The organism is Polynucleobacter necessarius (genome assembly GCF_900095205.1).
In the GTDB taxonomy this organism is placed as follows: domain Bacteria; phylum Pseudomonadota; class Gammaproteobacteria; order Burkholderiales; family Burkholderiaceae; genus Polynucleobacter; species Polynucleobacter necessarius_E.
Genome location: NZ_LT606951.1, coordinates 1,002,324 through 1,018,508 on the forward strand (window position 1 = coordinate 1,002,324; position 16,185 = coordinate 1,018,508).

19 protein-coding genes, 3 tRNA genes and 2 pseudogenes are annotated in these 16,185 nt (G+C 43.8%); 10 read left to right on the forward strand and 14 right to left on the reverse strand.

Annotated features, from left to right (window positions below; genetic code table 11):
• Nucleotides 1–128: 128 nt before the first annotated feature.
• Together DXE37_RS05580 and DXE37_RS05585 are read right to left on the reverse strand one after the other, a co-directional pair.
• Entirely contained in the window at nt 129–698 is a 570-nt protein-coding gene (locus tag DXE37_RS05580) for an HNH endonuclease (RefSeq protein ID WP_415066799.1), read from the reverse strand.
• A gap of 81 nt (nt 699–779) precedes the next feature.
• The gene (locus DXE37_RS05585; RefSeq protein ID WP_114636849.1) at nt 780–1,367 is read right to left on the reverse strand and encodes a YqiA/YcfP family alpha/beta fold hydrolase; all 588 of its coding nucleotides are present in this window, start codon (nt 1,365–1,367) and stop codon (nt 780–782) included.
• Nucleotides 1,368–1,532: 165 nt separating this feature from the next.
• On the opposite strand from DXE37_RS05585, the gene DXE37_RS11445 reads away from it, so the two are divergent.
• The 3 genes from DXE37_RS11445 to DXE37_RS10805 all read left to right on the forward strand — a co-directional run bounded on the left by DXE37_RS11445 (nt 1,533) and on the right by DXE37_RS10805 (nt 2,505).
• Complete coding sequence (locus tag DXE37_RS11445; protein ID WP_197713116.1) at nt 1,533–1,673, forward strand: hypothetical protein; 141 nt, start codon at nt 1,533–1,535, stop codon at nt 1,671–1,673.
• Nucleotides 1,674–1,688: 15 nt separating this feature from the next.
• The gene (locus DXE37_RS11450) at nt 1,689–2,030 is read left to right on the forward strand and encodes a hypothetical protein (protein WP_197713117.1); all 342 of its coding nucleotides are present in this window, start codon (nt 1,689–1,691) and stop codon (nt 2,028–2,030) included.
• A gap of 256 nt (nt 2,031–2,286) precedes the next feature.
• A complete protein-coding gene (locus DXE37_RS10805; protein ID WP_162786206.1) occupies nt 2,287–2,505 on the forward strand; it encodes a hypothetical protein in 219 nt (72 codons plus the stop codon).
• Between the two features lie 38 nt (nt 2,506–2,543).
• On the opposite strand, the pseudogene DXE37_RS13505 reads toward DXE37_RS10805, so the two are convergent.
• From DXE37_RS13505 to DXE37_RS05615, 4 genes and pseudogenes are all read right to left on the reverse strand, one after another.
• Nucleotides 2,544–2,987, reverse strand: a pseudogene (locus DXE37_RS13505) (hypothetical protein).
• On the reverse strand, nt 2,977–3,243 hold the full coding sequence (locus DXE37_RS14335) for a beta-ketoacyl synthase N-terminal-like domain-containing protein (protein ID WP_415067126.1): 267 nt from the start codon (nt 3,241–3,243) through the stop codon (nt 2,977–2,979). The pseudogene DXE37_RS13505 and the gene DXE37_RS14335 overlap by 11 nt, the downstream one beginning before the upstream one ends.
• Nucleotides 3,132–3,758: a beta-ketoacyl synthase N-terminal-like domain-containing protein gene (locus DXE37_RS05610; RefSeq protein WP_231971183.1), complete on the reverse strand. Its 627-nt coding sequence runs from the start codon at nt 3,756–3,758 to the stop codon at nt 3,132–3,134. Before DXE37_RS05610 ends, DXE37_RS14335 begins: the two co-directional genes overlap by 112 nt.
• Nucleotides 3,759–3,764: 6 nt before the next feature.
• Nucleotides 3,765–4,001, reverse strand: coding sequence for an acyl carrier protein (locus DXE37_RS05615; protein ID WP_114636854.1), 237 nt, complete (start codon nt 3,999–4,001; stop codon nt 3,765–3,767).
• Nucleotides 4,002–5,086: 1,085 nt separating this feature from the next.
• Here DXE37_RS05615 and DXE37_RS10810 point away from each other — a divergent pair.
• The 3 genes and pseudogenes from DXE37_RS10810 (at nt 5,087) to DXE37_RS13510 (ending at nt 6,018) form a co-directional block, all read left to right on the forward strand.
• A complete protein-coding gene (locus DXE37_RS10810; protein WP_162786207.1) occupies nt 5,087–5,251 on the forward strand; it encodes a hypothetical protein in 165 nt (54 codons plus the stop codon).
• Nucleotides 5,252–5,584: 333 nt separating this feature from the next.
• Nucleotides 5,585–5,824, forward strand: a pseudogene (locus tag DXE37_RS14340) (sterol desaturase family protein); the annotation flags it as partial.
• On the forward strand, nt 5,776–6,018 hold the full coding sequence (locus DXE37_RS13510; RefSeq protein WP_269460296.1) for a sterol desaturase family protein: 243 nt from the start codon (nt 5,776–5,778) through the stop codon (nt 6,016–6,018). The pseudogene DXE37_RS14340 and the gene DXE37_RS13510, both read left to right, overlap by 49 nt.
• A gap of 36 nt (nt 6,019–6,054) precedes the next feature.
• On the opposite strand, the gene DXE37_RS05635 is transcribed toward DXE37_RS13510, so the two are convergent.
• The 4 genes from DXE37_RS05635 to gltX form a co-directional block, all read right to left on the reverse strand.
• Nucleotides 6,055–6,131 (reverse strand) — tRNA-Asp (locus DXE37_RS05635).
• 51 nt (nt 6,132–6,182) lie between these two features.
• Nucleotides 6,183–6,258: transfer RNA gene (locus DXE37_RS05640), tRNA-Glu, on the reverse strand.
• Nucleotides 6,259–6,290: 32 nt separating this feature from the next.
• A tRNA-Ala gene (locus DXE37_RS05645) sits at nt 6,291–6,366 on the reverse strand.
• A 78-nt stretch (nt 6,367–6,444) separates the two neighbouring features.
• On the reverse strand, nt 6,445–7,842 hold the full coding sequence (gene gltX / locus DXE37_RS05650) for a glutamate--tRNA ligase (RefSeq protein ID WP_114636858.1): 1,398 nt from the start codon (nt 7,840–7,842) through the stop codon (nt 6,445–6,447).
• A 321-nt stretch (nt 7,843–8,163) separates the two neighbouring features.
• On the opposite strand from gltX, the gene DXE37_RS13520 reads away from it, so the two are divergent.
• A complete protein-coding gene (locus tag DXE37_RS13520) occupies nt 8,164–8,490 on the forward strand; it encodes an Hsp33 family molecular chaperone HslO (protein ID WP_269460297.1) in 327 nt (108 codons plus the stop codon).
• Between the two features lie 94 nt (nt 8,491–8,584).
• The gene (locus tag DXE37_RS13525; RefSeq protein WP_269460353.1) at nt 8,585–8,860 is read left to right on the forward strand and encodes an Hsp33 family molecular chaperone HslO; all 276 of its coding nucleotides are present in this window, start codon (nt 8,585–8,587) and stop codon (nt 8,858–8,860) included.
• 4 nt (nt 8,861–8,864) lie between these two features.
• Here the strand turns inward: DXE37_RS13525 and ftsB are convergent, their stop codons facing one another.
• From ftsB to DXE37_RS05675, 4 genes are read right to left on the reverse strand one after another with little or no spacing between them, the layout of a single operon-like run.
• Nucleotides 8,865–9,170, reverse strand: coding sequence for a cell division protein FtsB (ftsB, locus tag DXE37_RS05660; protein WP_114636859.1), 306 nt, complete (start codon nt 9,168–9,170; stop codon nt 8,865–8,867).
• An 11-nt stretch (nt 9,171–9,181) separates the two neighbouring features.
• Nucleotides 9,182–10,468, reverse strand: coding sequence for a phosphopyruvate hydratase (gene eno, locus DXE37_RS05665; RefSeq protein WP_114636860.1), 1,287 nt, complete (start codon nt 10,466–10,468; stop codon nt 9,182–9,184).
• A gap of 41 nt (nt 10,469–10,509) precedes the next feature.
• A complete protein-coding gene (kdsA, locus tag DXE37_RS05670) occupies nt 10,510–11,373 on the reverse strand; it encodes a 3-deoxy-8-phosphooctulonate synthase (RefSeq protein ID WP_114636861.1) in 864 nt (287 codons plus the stop codon).
• Between the two features lie 9 nt (nt 11,374–11,382).
• Nucleotides 11,383–13,044, reverse strand: coding sequence for a CTP synthase (locus tag DXE37_RS05675; protein ID WP_114636862.1), 1,662 nt, complete (start codon nt 13,042–13,044; stop codon nt 11,383–11,385).
• A gap of 108 nt (nt 13,045–13,152) precedes the next feature.
• Here DXE37_RS05675 and DXE37_RS05680 point away from each other — a divergent pair, with 108 nt between their 5' ends.
• Nucleotides 13,153–13,341, forward strand: coding sequence for a superinfection immunity protein (locus tag DXE37_RS05680; RefSeq protein ID WP_114636863.1), 189 nt, complete (start codon nt 13,153–13,155; stop codon nt 13,339–13,341).
• 207 nt (nt 13,342–13,548) lie between these two features.
• Entirely contained in the window at nt 13,549–16,134 is a 2,586-nt protein-coding gene (locus tag DXE37_RS05685; RefSeq protein ID WP_114636864.1) for a bifunctional aconitate hydratase 2/2-methylisocitrate dehydratase, read from the forward strand.
• Nucleotides 16,135–16,185 lie beyond the last annotated feature (51 nt).

Consider the following 16,185-nt stretch of genomic DNA (forward strand, 5'->3'; position numbering starts at 1 on the left):
TGAAAGTAGCGGTATGCCCAAAAACAATATGAAATGGCCTACAACTGAAATCGCTAAGGCAATCAGAATAATTCGTAGGGATTTTAATCTAGGCGTATTTGGAAAAATACGCTGCCACAACGTCAGACTCAGAGTTGCCTCTCTAGAAGGCGACTATTTTTAGGGAGATTAGCAGCAAGAAAATCCATCTGATCGGCTAATATATTTCGACCCTTAAGTATCATATCCTCATAAAGACTTGGAAGATATGGCGTATATAACACGCCCATACCTGCCTGCTCAGGGGTGCGATTCCCCTTTCGCTGGTTACACGGCCTGCAAGATATAACCAAGTTCATCCAACTATATTTACCGCCTCGGCTATTGGGGATGATGTGCTCAGCTTCCGCCTGGTTTTCATGAACTACATCGCCGCAATAAGCACACAAACCACGATCACGTTTGTAAAGTTTATGTTTTGTAATGACGGGTACGACATCAAAAAGATTAATTTTCGAGCTACCATTCACGGCAATAATGGAGTGAAGTTCAATAATGGATTGCGTACCAGTAGCACGAGAAATACCACCACGCATCTGGAGGATAGGATCACCTAGAGTCCACAAAACACTGCTATCGGCATATTGTTTAGTGGCTTCTTCAGCGTTAACCCAGCCCTGGGGAATTCCACCAGCGTCTAATTTCAAGATGCTCAGCACAAACTCTCCTTTCTAGACACCCACAAGCATGGGGATATCATAAGGATAATCTTACAGAATTAGTGTGAGTCAATCAATCCACTATTCGGAAATGAACTTGAGGATCTGGGGCAAATGCTCTGGGTAATCCGCAATACCGTGATCGCTCCCCTCAAGAACCAACTGCTGGGCTCCCCGATAAAAATCAACCATCTCACGCCAATCAAGCAACTCATCACCCTTTGCCGCAATAAGAAAGTAACGAGTAGGATTGCTAATCCTTTCTACTTGAAGCGCTGTTAATTCATTAATATGCTCTGGACGAAAGTCATAAGGCTCGTTTGTGTCGTATGAAGTCAGCATCCCAACATGAGCGGCCAATTCTCTAGGCGCCCTTACCGCCGGATTCAGAATGACTGCTTTGCAGCTATATTTCTCAGCAAGATAATTTGCATAATATCCACCCAGGGATGATCCAAGCACAATGAGTTGATCATATTTAGATTCTTGAATATGTTTCTCAACCATCTGCATGCTAGCCTTAGGAGAAGCTAACAACTGCGGACAATACCATTCGAAATGATATTCTCCTGATGACATCTTTTGAATAGCATCTCCGGTAATGATCGCTTTGCTAGAGCGCGGTGATGAACGAAAGCCGTGAAGATAAACGATTAATGTAGTTGTCATTATTTAGCTGACTCAGTGTTTGGACCACTTCCCTAAGGGAGCTGTAGCCTCTACGCATGATCTTATCAAAAGAAATTCTTGGATACTATTAATAAGCCAATTAAGCTTAAAGTGATAAAAGTGGGCTAAGATTATTATTGACAGCATTTATATACAAGGAAAATTATGAATACAAAATATGCACAAATTGCGATGATTGTTGCAACCATTTTTGCTGGGTCTACAGCTGTTTATGCCCAAGCACTGGCAGCAGGTGCAGCTAAGCCAGTTGTTATTGACGCAGCTGTCACAGACAATCGCTATTAGTTTTATGAAGGTGAAGTGGTTAAGGTAGATAAAAAGACTCGCACCATTGCCTTTAAGAATAAAGATGGAGAATCCAAATTCGTTGCTGGGCCGGAAATTACTAATTTTGCGCAGATCAAAAAAGGCGATCGTGTAAATGTGAATTATGAGTTAGCGGTAGCTATTGATTTGATCAAAACCAAAAGTGATGGCATTCGCTCTAAGGTAGAAACTAATACCGTTACAAAATCAAAAGCCGATGAGAAGCTTGCTGAAAAAATCTCAAACCAAACGACTATCATCGCAGATATTGTTGAGGTGAACCGTGAGAAAAAACTAGTTTCAGTAAAGGACCAAGTGGAAAAATCACGACAGTGACTGTAAAAAGCCCCGCTTTGCTTGCTGACGTTAATGTAGGCGAACAAGTCAAGATCATTTACTACAACGCTATGGCTGCTTCCATTACCACGCCGAAGAAGTAACTTATATCTTGATTCAAATATTATTAGCACTTCAGGTGACAGCATCGGCGCTGTATTACTTGACTGCCCCGTTTCACCTGAGTGCGCTAATAATTATTTTTTGGCTAGTAAACTCCTTTAGCTGCCTATTGCTACTGAGGAATCATCGCTATTTGTCTTTTGATGAGTTATCCCCCTACTTAAAACACTATCGTTTGGCGTTTACGGCTTCTCTAGTGATCTCTGAGATACTGACTAACTTTATATCCGATTCTTATGCGTCCGATAACCTTCATACTTTTATAAGCGATAGCGAAGTTTTGCTCACCGGAATTACTGTTGGTGTTCTGTGGCATTATGAAATGACAAAGAAATTCGTAAAGCTATTTTGAGTTTATGGAACTTTTGAGACCAAGATCGATGCGCTAGATCAGCCAAATGCAAATGAGTTACTTATCGCTACAGGCATAGCCATATCAATAGATTCAAGCGGCAAATAATTTAAATCGCATTCCGGATCCGGAATTTCTAAATATGCAGTGCCAGGCGCAATGTTATTTTCTAATGCTTGAATTGTGATAACCAACTCTAACGCACCAGCTGCGCCAAGAGTATGGCCATGAATAGCCTCAGTCGAACTTATTAAAGTACTTTAGCAGCATCTAACCCAAAGGCCGTCTTAATTTGAATTTGTCTCTGCTACATCACCTACACCCGTGGCAGTTCCATGCGCATTAATGTAAACAACTTGATTGAGGTTAATTCTTGCCTCTGCCATGCAGGCTAACATTGCTTTAGTCTGACCTAATGAATCAGGCCTGGTGATATGAAGGGCATCCGTAGTGGCGCCATAACCAATAGTTTTACCAAGAATATTGGCGCCTCTTTTTAGATGCGCTTTCTAAGGACTCCAAGACTAAGGCTGCAGTATCCTCCCCCAAAACAAAACCAGTCCTGTTTTTAGAAAAAGGCTTGCAGGAGCCTGCAATATTATCTTCATCAGGGGTGGCCAAGGTTCTTAGAGTCTCCCACGCTTTAATTGGGCCAGCATTAAAAAGAGATTCTGTTCCGCCGCCAGCAATTGCCCTATCGCAAAAACCATATTTAATACTTCTAAAAGCCTCTCCAATGGCATGGGCTTGATGAGGCGCATGCCGTTGAGTAGGTCCCCCATCGATGGGCCTTTAAAGCCCGTTTGAATAGCCAGTAATCCAGCAGAACCATTGGCCATAACACCAATAATAGTAAAGGGACGAGCACGTTGCTTACCATTTAGAAAAATTTCTTGATAAGCACTATCGAGGGTATTAGAGCCACCAAAACCAGTTCCCCAGAAAATACCGCTTCGGTCTAAACCTAGATCGTTTAATTCATTTAATCCTGATTGCTGCAAAGCTTCATTTGCTGCCAACCATGACAAGTGAGCAGTTCGATCAAACATACTCAGCGAATTTGCATCTAAATTAAATGAAAGATCTTCTTTGATGAGTGATGCACATGGAAGATCTACTGGTATCGCGGTTGATTTGGTAAAAGTAGTAATACCTGAAGAGCAATCTACCGCCTTTTGAAACTGTGCTTGAGTACCAACACCAAGCCCTGAAACTGCGCCAAAGGCCTGTAATAACAACCCTACGTTCGCCACCTGTAATCAATTAATAGGCTTTGCAGCATCAAGCAAAGCAGCAACCTCACCCAGGGTATCTACTTTTGCATCTTCATTTGGAATGCGAACCTTAAAGTGATCCTCGAGATCAAAAATCAGCTCAATTTTTCCCGGCGAGTCAATGCCAAGACTTTCTAAAGTGGTCTCCGGACCTAGTTCATCAATATTCTTGTCGAACTTTTGTGAAACCAGCTCAATAAGTGTATTAAGGGTATTAGACATGATGTTTTCTCTTAAGTTCCTGCAAAAGCTGGTTATCCCTTTGTAACAATATTAAATATCGAGGCTCTGAAACAAGTAACAACAATTTAAATTTGAAGCGCTCTCTTTGTACAAGCTCAATCAAAATGATTGCAACGCAACACTACCAAAAAATAGATTTAGCAAATAACGCTCTATGTTATTGGTAGAGAAAATAAATTCACCGAATGGACGTACAAAGAAGTAATTAGCAAAAATACTAGTAAAAATAATAAAATAGTTGCCGGACGATAGCCAAAAAAGTTGCAACTATAAAATAAAATTTATAGGAATACGCACCATAAAAATCACTACCCAAATTGAACATCATGAAAGTTATCACTACAAATACAAATGATGTGCACGACCATGCAAACACATTCAACGTGCTATGCGATGACCAATTTTTGGCGTTTCTAATAAGCATGCCTGCTGTCTCTAATGGGTCTACAATTGATGGTCATGGATGACCTTTTACAGAGTAATGATATCAAACCGATGGTCGTGCTTTTTCATGGCCTTTCATCACATCGCCACTTGAATTTAATTTTTTAAGCTCTCAACTTACATCTGCAGGATATCGGGTTAGCGCCCCAAGCATTGAGGGTTATAGCTTTGGGGGTAATGCTAGTAACTGGAAGTACTGGGTCAATGAAGCGGTAAATCACGTCAGAGCACTCCAGGAGACTGAGTCCTTGCCAATAAGCCTCGGCGGAATATCTCTTGGCTCAACGCTGGCTTTGGCTGTTGCAGCAGAACTCTAGGTGTGTTAGCCCTTTCCACTACCCTCAAATACAATGGTTGGGCCGCCCCATGGTATCATACCCCCTCATACCTTTAGGAATGGCGCTAGGGCTTGGGGATCATTTCAAGCATAAGGAAAAGACCCTTTTGGCATTAAAAATCACCAAATCAGAGCATACATCAAAAGAGTGCTCTCCAGTCAAGATACTTCTGCTGTTAGAGGGCTATATACGTCCCTCCGGCATATGCATGAGGACAATAAGTTGTGCAAGCACGTCATCGAAAATCTATCATCTGTGAGCTCGTCGATCTTGAGCTATCACATGATTACTGTAGATAATGAGCGAGAAACAGTTACTGCAGAAACCCAAAGTTTTTTAGACTTAATATATGAGAAAATCCAGCCTACACCCGCAGAAGAAAAAGTCCTAGCTCCAGAATTGCAACGATTTTTACGTAACCTGAATCGAATTGACGATAGCATCTAAAGCAATACGGGCATTTCTCCTTAATGGGTATTTGGGACCAATGAATTGAATCCAATTCTCCTTTACATCATCTCACCGCTTATATTGCTGGCGCTCGGCTTTTGGGAGAGAATGCACCCCCTTTATCAATACCAAGCTGATGGATCTTGGTGCTTGAGACTATTCATCTATGCAGAACTTGGGTTGATTACCACCGCTTTAGTAGGTTTTATTATTGCCCCTATATCAATGAATCAAGCGCCCCATCAAAGTACCGGAACTCCCTACCCAACTGGATTAGTGGGCTTGCTGCTTATTTTTTAATCACTTTTTGTCTACTGATGGCATCGCTATCGTCACCATAGTAATTTTGTCTGGAAAGTATTTCACCAAGTTCATCACAGCACCCATAAATTACAAGCAGTTACTGCCTTGTATGCCCACCCTTCAGACTTCGGGGCCAACTTGCTGATAATCAATTTAGTTTGCTATGGACTATTGGGCTCAATATTGAATCTGCAGCTTGGGCTACTTTATGAGTATCCGTGTTTGAGTATTGGGAACACACCAACATGCGCACGCCTCACTGGCTAGGCTACTTAATAGTTCGCTCAGAAATGCATCGAATACATCACGAACGCGATCGTCATAGCAATAACTATGGGCTACCAGTATGGGACTTAATTTTTGGCACCTATGAAAATTCAGATCGCGAAGTGGAGTGTGGTTTTGTCCCTGAAAAAGAGAATCAAATAAGCGACATGCTCGCCTGTAAGCGGGTTGAATAAAAAAGCCCCCAAGTTATGGGGGCTTTTTATTTGTCTTGGCGGAACGGACGGGACTCGAACCCGCGACCCTCGGCGTGACAGGCCGACATTCTAACCAACTGAACTACCGCTCCAAATACATCGAGAAAACAACATCATACAGCTTTACAACTACCAGAAGAAACTGGCGTCCCCAGGGGGATTCGAACCCCCGTACTCACCGTGAAAGGGTGATGTCCTAGGCCTCTAGACGATGGGGACCTAGACTACAACTTACGGCTATTTTAAATGCTTGGTGGAGATAAGCGGGATCGAACCGCTGACCTCTTGCATGCCATGCAAGCGCTCTCCCAGCTGAGCTATACCCCCTAAATCTCGCTATAAAACTACAAGACACTTAAAACAATCCAGGATTTTATCCTATTTTTGTGCGGGTGCACAAATTCTCTACAGGATTGCCTTGGAGAGCCTGCTGATAACCTCCTCTTTGCCCAAGACCACCAACACCGAGTCTATTGCTGGGGTTCGCGTAGTAGCAAATAATGCGTATCTAACAGGCATTGCCAAGGCTGGCATTTTGATTTGATGTTTGGCCAATAAGTCCTTGAAAATTGCAGCATAAGTAGCTTTGGATGACTCTGCCACGGAGACTGCATCAACCAAATCTTTTAATGCCGGCACAATGGCCTCAGGAATATTTTCCTTTATCTGCTCAGCACTCAAATTGGGTGCCGGCAAATAGAAAAGCTTTGCCCCTTCAGCAATTTCAATCAAGGTATTAGCGCGGTCTTTCAATAAAGCTACAACCTGAACAAAATCTGGACCACGCTCTGTATCAATGCCAAGTTCATGAGCAAATGGTTTAGTGGCTAACGCCAACTGAACTGGGTCTGCATTTTGTATATATTGATGGTTTAACCAAAGTAGTTTTTCTGGGTTATGTTGTGCTGGTGAACGACCTAAACTCTCCAAATCAAACCAATCTACAAATTGCTCTTTGGTAAATACTTCAGCATCACCATGAGACCAACCTAAACGAGCAAGATAATTCAGAATAGCTTCTGGAAGGTATCCTGCTTTTTGATAATCTCTGACGCTCATAGCCCCATTACGTTTACTCATTTTCTCACTAGCATCGTTTAAAACTGTTGGTAAATGGGCATATATAGGGGGCGTTCCCCTCAGGGCTTGCATGATATTAATTTGTCTTGGCGTGTTATTGACATGATCATCGCCTCTAATAACATGGGTGATTTTCATATCGAGATCATCTACAACCACACAGAAGTTGTAGGTAGGAGTTCCATCCGGCCTAGCAATCACCAAATCATCCAACTCATCATTGCTGATTTCTATTTGACCTTTCACGGCATCATTCCAAATTACAGACCCACCAATTGGATTCTTAAACCGAATCACTGGATTTACACCTTGAGGGATGGGCGGCAATGTTTTGCCAGGCTCAGGCCTCCACAAGCCGTTGTAACGGGGCTTTTCTTTATTCGCCATTTGCTGATCACGTAGACGATTGAGTTCATCCTCACTCATAAAGCATGGATAAGCCAAACCAGAATCAAGCATTTGCTTAATGACCTCGCGATATCGATCAATGCGTTGCATCTGATAAATAGGCCCTTCGTCTAAATCTAGACCTAGCCACGACATTCCTTCAATAATGACATCAACCGCCTCCTGTGTGGAGCGCTCCAGATCAGTATCCTCTATTCGGAGGATGAAGTCACCCTTATTGTGGCGTGCAAAAGCCCATGGATAGAGGGCGCTGCGAAGATTTCCCAAATGGATAAAGCCCGTGGGACTAGGGGCGAAGCGTGTACGAATTTGCATAATTAAGATTATCTCAGGTCAGCCTTGAAATGACTAAAACATGAAAAAAGTGGATACTTTGGTTATGAATGAATTACTTGTATTTATGTGCGATGGAGCTCCAGTTCGCGGAGAAGTTGTCTCAATTGGTAGCGCTTGGCAGGCCGTTTTAGAGCGTCGGAACGAACCCCCCCCTGCCGTACGACGAATTTTAGGAGATTTTGTGTGGGGGCAGCTACCCTGTTGAGTGCAAGCTTAAGGTTTGATGGAGCCCTGATTATTCAAGCGCAGAGCAAGGGTCCTATTTAACTACTGGTAGTGGAATGCAAATCCGATTTGTCAATGCGGGCTACGGTCAAACTTTCAGTTGACCCTTCAGAAATTAGCCCTGACGCGATACTTGCGGATCTGCTTGATGTTTCTCAAAGCGGTAGGTTGGTCATCACCCTTGATCCCGCTGATAGGGAGCCTGGTCAAGCCCCGTATCAAGGCATAGTGGCACTGCAAGATCATCAAGGTGCTGTGGTGAAGCCTGTGAGCAGTGCAGCAGAAGCAATTGCTCTATATTCAGAGCAGTTAGATACACGTATTTGGTTAGCTTCGAGCGATACACATGTTGGGGGCTTATTACTACAACGGCTACCAAATCAGATGGGCATGCCCATCTAGACCCTCAGACCGCCGCAGAGGGCTGGTCACGTATTCAGACGCTTGGAGAAACTATTACTAATGAAGAATTGTTAACACTACCGCCTGAGACTATATTAAGGCGCCTTTTTTAGAAGAGTCTAATGGTGTTCGAAGCTTTCCTGCCCACCCTATTTGCTTCTCCTGTCGTTGCTCACGCAATAAGGTAGCGGATACTTTGCGTATGCTGGGTGAAGAAGAAGTGCAAAGTATCCTTGCTGAACAAGGAGCAGTCGAAACTGTTTGTGATTTTTGTGCAAAACCTTATCGATTTGATGCAGTTGATTGCGTACAAGTGTTTAAAACAAATCTATTAAGCGATGCTACCCGTCCACCATCAAGCGGACATTAAATATTTACTGTTTAGTAGCTTGGGAGTCTGACGTTTTATCTATAGGCAAAATTTGGACAAAATATTCACCATCCTTGATTAAGCCATGTTCTACGCGTGCCCGTTCTTCGATAGCGCGGGTACCATCCTTCAGGTCTTTAACGTCGCCAGATAATTTTGCATTACGCAGTGCCAAGAGGCTATTCTTTGCCTTCCGAAGTTCTACCTGGCGCTCCATCTCATAAACCTTCAGCCATCCACTCTTACCCAACCAAAGTGGGTACTGGATTGCAATTAGCAATACCAGCATAGAGTAGATGACGATTCGCATAATCTAAATGATTAACGCTTTAGGTTATAAAAAACAGATTTGCCTGGATAAGTTGCCACATCACCCAAATCTTCTTCAATTCGTAAGAGTTGGTTGTACTTAGCAATTCGGTCGGAGCGAGATAAGGAGCCAGTCTTAATCTGACCCGCATTGGTTCCAACAGCAATATCCGCAATAGCGCTGTCTTCAGTCTCACCAGATCGATGGGAAATGACGGCCGTGTAATTGGCCCGCTTAGCCATTTCAATTGCTGCGAAAGTTTCAGTGAGCGTCCCAATCTGATTAATCTTAATCAAGATTGAGTTGGCAATGCCCTTTTCAATTCCTTCTTTGAGAATTCGAGTATTGGTCACGAAGAGATCATCACCAACCAACTGAATTTTTTTACCTAGCTTATTTGTAATATCGGCCCAGCCATCCCAATCACTTTCGTGCATTCCATCTTCAATCGATACGATCGGAAATTGATCAGCTAGATTACCAAGATAGTCAGAGAACTCACTTGAGCTTAATTGCAAGCCTTCACCAGATAAATGATATTTACCATCCTTGTAGAATTCGCTTGCAGCGGAATCGAGGGCCAATAAAACATCTTCGCCAGCTTGATAGCCCGCACCTTCAATTGCCTTCATGATGGTCTGTAAGCACTCATGATTGCTCTTAAAGTTAGGAGCAAAACCACCTTCATCACCGACCGTAGTTGGCATACCTTGCGAGCCTAGAATTTTCTTGAGTTCATGGAAAATTTCAGCGCCACAGCATAACGCGTCACGGAAATTTTCGGCCCCCACTGGCATCACCATAAATTCTTGAATATCTAAGCTGTTGTTGGCATGTGCACCGCCATTAACAATATTCATCATCGGTACTGGTAATTGCATGCCACCCGAACCGCCAAAGTAACGGTACAAAGGCAAACCTGCCTCTTCAGCAGCTGCTCTAGCAACAGCCATCGATACAGCTAAAGTTGCATTGGCACCCAAGCGTGCTTTGTTATGGGTGCCATCTAATTCAATGAGAGTGCGGTCTAAAAAAGCCTGTTCGCTTGCATCTAATCCCAAGATAGATTCAGCAATTTCAATATTGATGTTTTGAACTGCTTTAAGAACGCCTTTGCCTAGGTAGCGCGATTTATCACCATCACGCAATTCAATTGCTTCACGTGATCCTGTAGATGCACCAGATGGCACAGCTGCACGACCCATAACGCCTGACTCTAGCAAAACATCGCACTCAACCGTTGGGTTGCCGCGGGAATCCAAAACTTCTCTACCGATGATGTCAACAATGGCGCTCATGCACCTTCTCCTTAAAACAATTTGAAATGAGTTGAATTAAATTACTTAAAGCTATCTTCTAAAAATGTATCGCTTGATTTAATCACGCTGTCGACCGCAACCAATGACTCAAGCAAATCTTTCATACGGTCTAGTGGCACAGCATTAGGTCCGTCTGATAAGGCCTTTGCGGGATCGGGATGCGTCTCCATAAAAAGGCCGCTAATCCCAACAGCTACAGCAGCACGAGCTAATACCGGAACGAATTCTCTTTGCCCTCCACTAGCATTTCCCTGCCCGCCCGGCAATTGAACTGAATGGGTCGCATCAAAGACAACGGGTGCTTTGGATTCACGCAAAATGGCCAGACTACGCATGTCTGAAACAAGGTTGTTGTAACCAAACGAAGCACCGCGCTCACAAACCATAAATTGGTCAGGAAGATTTTTTTCCGCAGCAGCAGCGCGAACCTTATCAATCACATTCAACATCTCGTGCGGAGAAAGAAATTGACCCTTCTTAAAATTCACCGGCTTACCACTCTGAGCACACGCGCGAATGAAATCAGTTTGCCTGCAAAGAAATGCTGGGGTCTGTAATACATCAACCACACTGGCCACAGAAGCGATTTCGCTTATATCATGAACATCGGTCAATATAGCAACACCAACCTGCTTTTTCACTTTAGCCAAAATCTCTAAGCCCTTATCCCTTCCTAGGCCGCGAAAAGAAGTGCCAGAAGAGCGATTTGCCTTATCAAATGAGGACTTATAAATAAACGGAATCTTCAGGGCTGAAGTGATTTCCTTTAATTGACCTGCGATATCAATAGCAGATTGCTCAGACTCAATGACACACGGACCCGCAATCAAGAAAAAGCGCTGGTCTAAACCAACGTCAAAACCACATAACTTAAATGCGCTCATAGACGTCCTTTACACAGCCTGCTTTTCAGCAGTTTTTTTATGTTCTAGTGCTGCGCTAATGAAAGCAGAGAACAATGGGTGTCCATCGCGAGGTGTTGAGGTAAATTCAGGATGAAATTGCACCCCAAAGAACCAAGGATGGATGAATGTTGGTAACTCTATCATTTCCGGCAATTCTTCATTTGGCGTTCTAGCGGAGATGATTAAACCTGACTTCTCCAATTGAGGCACATAGGTGTTATTAACCTCATAACGATGTCGATGACGTTCATTCACCTCAGATCCATAAATGCGATGAGCCAATGTTCCTAGTTTTACTGGGCATCGTTGTGAACCGAGTCGCATAGTTCCGCCCAAATCAGAATCGTTGGTACGCTTTTCAACGCGTCCTTCTCTATCCAACCATTCAGTTGTCAGAGCGACAACTGGTTGCTCACTTTGTGGATCAAATTCAGTACTATTTGCTTTAGTAAGATTGGCAACGTGACGCGCAAATTCAATAACAGCCAATTGCATACCTAAGCAAATGCCCAAATAAGGGACGTTGTTTTCTCGTGCATAACGAATTGCAGCAATCTTGCCTTCGGCACCTCGTTTTCCAAACCCGCCTGGCACCAAAACCGCATCTAGATTGCGCAAACAATCGATACCATCTTTTTCGATATCCTCGGAGTCGATATAGTTGATATTGACACGAGTATGCGTATGAATACCCGCATGACGAAGGGCTTCAATGAGGGACTTGTATGCCTCTGTCAACTCTACGTATTTACCGACCATGCCAATGGTTACTTCATGTTGTGGGTTAGCCATTTCATAAACCAAATGTGCCCAAATAGAAAGATCGGCAGGTTTAGCATTCAAACCCAACTCGCGACAGATTAAATCGTCCATCCCTTGAGCATGTAGCATTTCTGGAATCTTATAGATGGTATCTACATCCCAAACCGAAATGACTGCCTCTTCCCGAACATTGGAGAATAGTGAAATTTTGGCTCGTTCATCTTCTGGAATTAGACGATCCGCACGACAGAGCAATACGGTTGGCATGATGCCAATTCCACGGAGTTTTTGAACAGAATGCTGAGTTGGTTTAGTTTTTAACTCACCCGCGCTATTGATGTAAGGCACTAGAGTAAGGTGAACAAAGGCGCAATCATGCAAGGGTAAGCGCAAACTCATCTGCCTTGCGGCTTCTAAAAATGGGAGTGATTCAATATCACCAACAGTGCCACCGATCTCGCAAATTGCAACATCGGCCTTACCATTGTGGCTGGCTCTGGCGCCACGCTCTACAAAAGCTTGAATTTCATTGGTAATGTGTGGAATAACTTGAACAGTTTTTCCAAGGTACTCGCCTCGCCGTTCTTTGCTAATGGCAGATTCATATATCTGTCCGGTAGTGAAGTTATTACTTTTGCGCATCTTCGCTGACACGAAGCGCTCATAGTGACCAAGATCTAAGTCGGTCTCTGCGCCATCTTCTGTTACGAAAACCTCGCCATGTTGAAGCGGACTCATAGTCCCTGGGTCAACGTTGATATAAGGATCTAATTTTAGGAGGGTGACTTTCAGGCCGCGGGATTCAAGAATCGCGGCAAGCGAGGCAGCTGCGATTCCTTTCCCTAAAGAAGAAACCACACCACCAGTGACAAAAACGTATTTGGTCATCGCTTAAGCTCTGTTGGAAAAAGTAATTATAACGATAGAGAACCCCTAATCAAAAATGAAAATCGGTAATATGGAAGCCTGCTTGATAAATACGTCTCTTTTTCTCTTATGCGCCTTCTTTTTGCCGTACTTTTAACCCTCCTCTCGTTCTTTTACTTCCTGCCATTTGCCATTGCATTTAATAAAAAACGGGCAAATTCAGGCGGTATATTTGCTCTCAATCTTTTCCTGGGCTGGTCTTTAATTGGTTGGGTGGTTGCCTTGGTATGGGCAATGAAGGACGAACAAGTTCTCTAGCGATTAAAAATACTCCCAAGAAAGCCCTCGCTTTCTGCGACTAGGCTTTCGGAAAAACCCTAATATTTTCTAAATTTTGCCTTTTTTCGCTCAATTTGGCTGTTTAAACTCTTATATAAGACTTAAATAAGCAACTATATTACCCTAATCGGGAGAAAATTCCCTTTTGGCCTTTCTATTGACTACTTTTACCTCATAGGAAACACAATGTTAGAAGCCTATAACGCCCAAGTTGCCGAACGCGCAGCCCTCGGAATTCCAGCCCTGCCTTTGACTAAAGATCAAACAGCTGAATTAGTTAAATTATTAAAAAATCCTCCAGCCGGTAAAGAAGCCGAGCTCGTTGAGTTAATTACAAATCGTGTTCCTGCTGGTGTTGATGAGGCAGCCAAAGTAAAGGCTGAATTTTTGGATTCCATCGCTAAAGGCACGGAAAAGTCACCTTTAATTTCTCGCATTCGTGCGACAGAGTTGTTGGGCACAATGCTTGGTGGTTACAACATCAAGCTATTAGTGGAACTATTAGCAGACGCCGAGTGTGGTGCAGCGGCTGCTGAAGCACTGAAGAAAACGCTCTTAATGTTTGACTATTTCAATGACGTTCAAGAGTTGGCTAAAAAAGGCAATGCAAATGCTAAAGCGGTAATGCAAAGCTGGGCTGATGCAGAGTGGTTTACGAGTCGACCTGCAGTTCCAGAGAGCATGAAGCTTACTGTTTTCAAAGTAACTGGTGAAACCAATACCGACGACCTTTCTCCAGCTCCAGATGCGTGGAGTCGTCCAGACATTCCATTGCATGCAACGATCATGCTCAAGAACCCACGTCCAGGCATAGAGCCAGATGAGTCTGGTGTTCGTGGCCCAATGAAACAAATCGAGGCCCTCCAGAAAAAGGGAAATCAAATCGCTTACGTTGGTGACGTGGTTGGTACGGGTTCTTCACGTAAATCCGCTACGAACTCCGTGCTCTGGTGGACAGGTCAAGACATTCCTTTCGTTCCAAACAAGCGCTTCGGTGGTGTTTGTCTGGGCGGCAATATTGCCCCAATCTTCTTTAATACGATGGAAGATTCAGGCGCATTGCCTATCAAATTAGATGTATCTCAAATGAATATGGGTGACGAAATAGAACTTCGCCCATACGAAGGCAAAGTATTTAAAAATGGTACTGAAATCACTAGCTTTTCGTTGAAGTCGCCCGTGATTTTGGATGAAGTTCGTGCTGGTGGTCGCATTCCTTTGATCATTGGTCGCGGCTTGACAGCTAAAGCTCGCGCAGCCCTTGGTTTACCGGCATCTACAGAATTCCGTTTACCAGTAAATTCAGTGGATAACAAAAAAGGCTTTAGCTTGGCTCAAAAGATGGTTGGTCGCGCATGCGGCTTACCAGAAGGCCAAGGCGTGCGTCCTGGCACATATTGTGAGCCACATATGACTACCGTTGGCTCCCAAGATACAACCGGCCCTATGACTCGTGATGAGTTGAAAGACTTGGCATGCCTAGGCTTCTCTTCTGATCTCGTAATGCAATCCTTCTGCCACACCTCAGCATATCCAAAACCTGTAGACATTCGCACTCAACATGAGTTGCCGCCATTTATGACCAATCGTGGTGGTGTTGCGTTGCGTCCAGGTGATGGCGTGATCCACAGCTGGTTGAACCGATTGCTCCTCCCAGATACCTGTGGTACCGGTGGCGATAGTCACACGCGTTTCCCAATTGGCATTTCTTTCCCTGCGGGCTCTGGCTTGGTTGCTTTCGCAGCAGCCACTGGCGTCATGCCATTGGATATGCCGGAATCTGTATTGGTTCGCTTCAAAGGCAAGATGCAACCTGGCATTACATTGCGTGACTTGGTTAATGCCATTCCTTTGTATGCAATCAAAAAAGGTTTGCTCACAGTTGAAAAGCAAGGCAAGAAGAATATTTTCTCTGGTCGCATTTTAGAAATCGAAGGTTTGCCTGATCTCAAAGTTGAGCAAGCATTTGAATTGTCAGATGCTTCAGCCGAGCGCTCTGCTGGTGGTTGTACAGTTCATCTGAATAAAGAGCCGATTATTGAATACATGCAATCTAACATTACTTTGATGAAGTGGATGATTGCCAATGGTTATGAAGATAAGCGCACCCTTGGACGTCGTATCAAAGCGATGGAAGCTTGGATTGCAAATCCACAACTCCTCAAAGCGGATGAGAATGCTGACTATGCAGAGATCATTGAAATTAATATTGATGAGATCAAAGAACCTATCCTTGCTTGCCCTAACGACCCAGATGATGTGAAAGTATTATCTGAAGTGGCTGGTGACAAGATTGATGAAGTATTCATTGGCTCTTGCATGACTAATATTGGTCACTTCCGTGCTGCAGGCCAAGTGTTGCAAGGTAAGAAAGATATGCCAACACGTTTATGGGTGGCCCCTCCAACCAAGATGGATGCCATGGTATTAATGGAAGAAGGCTACTATGGCATGTTAGGCGCAGCAGGTGCGCGTATGGAAAGCCCAGGTTGCTCGCTCTGTATGGGTAACCAAGCACAAATTCGCAAAGGATCTACTGCTGTATCAACCTCTACACGGAACTTCCCGAACCGCTTGGGTATAGACACTCGTGTGTACCTGGCTTCTGCTGAATTAGCTTCTGTTGCCGCTCTCTTGGGTCGTCTACCTACTCCAGCAGAGTACTTAGAGCAAGTGAAGGCACTCGATGCTAAAGCTGGGGATGTTTACAAGTATATGAGTTTTGATAAACTCAAGTCATTTAGCGATGTTGCAGATACTGTAACGGTTTAATTGACAATTACCTCGGCCCCTAAGAAGGTTGGGAAATAAAAAGGTGATCAT

What these genes read in the sequence shown, in the direction of transcription:
- ftsB (WP_114636859.1), bottom strand. Translation starts at nt 9,170, where the DNA reads ATGCGAATCGTCATCTACTCTATGCTGGTATTGCTAATTGCAATCCAG.
- DXE37_RS05675 (WP_114636862.1), bottom strand. Translation starts at nt 13,044, where the DNA reads ATGACCAAATACGTTTTTGTCACTGGTGGTGTGGTTTCTTCTTTAGGG.
- kdsA (WP_114636861.1), bottom strand. Translation starts at nt 11,373, where the DNA reads ATGAGCGCATTTAAGTTATGTGGTTTTGACGTTGGTTTAGACCAGCGC.
- DXE37_RS05685 (WP_114636864.1), top strand. Translation starts at nt 13,549, where the DNA reads ATGTTAGAAGCCTATAACGCCCAAGTTGCCGAACGCGCAGCCCTCGGA.
- DXE37_RS11445 (WP_197713116.1), top strand. Translation starts at nt 1,533, where the DNA reads ATGAATACAAAATATGCACAAATTGCGATGATTGTTGCAACCATTTTT.
- gltX (WP_114636858.1), bottom strand. Translation starts at nt 7,842, where the DNA reads ATGCAAATTCGTACACGCTTCGCCCCTAGTCCCACGGGCTTTATCCAT.
- eno (WP_114636860.1), bottom strand. Translation starts at nt 10,468, where the DNA reads ATGAGCGCCATTGTTGACATCATCGGTAGAGAAGTTTTGGATTCCCGC.
- DXE37_RS10810 (WP_162786207.1), top strand. Translation starts at nt 5,087, where the DNA reads ATGATTACTGTAGATAATGAGCGAGAAACAGTTACTGCAGAAACCCAA.
- DXE37_RS05615 (WP_114636854.1), bottom strand. Translation starts at nt 4,001, where the DNA reads ATGTCTAATACCCTTAATACACTTATTGAGCTGGTTTCACAAAAGTTC.
- DXE37_RS13520 (WP_269460297.1), top strand. Translation starts at nt 8,164, where the DNA reads ATGCGGGCTACGGTCAAACTTTCAGTTGACCCTTCAGAAATTAGCCCT.
- DXE37_RS05585 (WP_114636849.1), bottom strand. Translation starts at nt 1,367, where the DNA reads ATGACAACTACATTAATCGTTTATCTTCACGGCTTTCGTTCATCACCG.
- DXE37_RS05680 (WP_114636863.1), top strand. Translation starts at nt 13,153, where the DNA reads ATGCGCCTTCTTTTTGCCGTACTTTTAACCCTCCTCTCGTTCTTTTAC.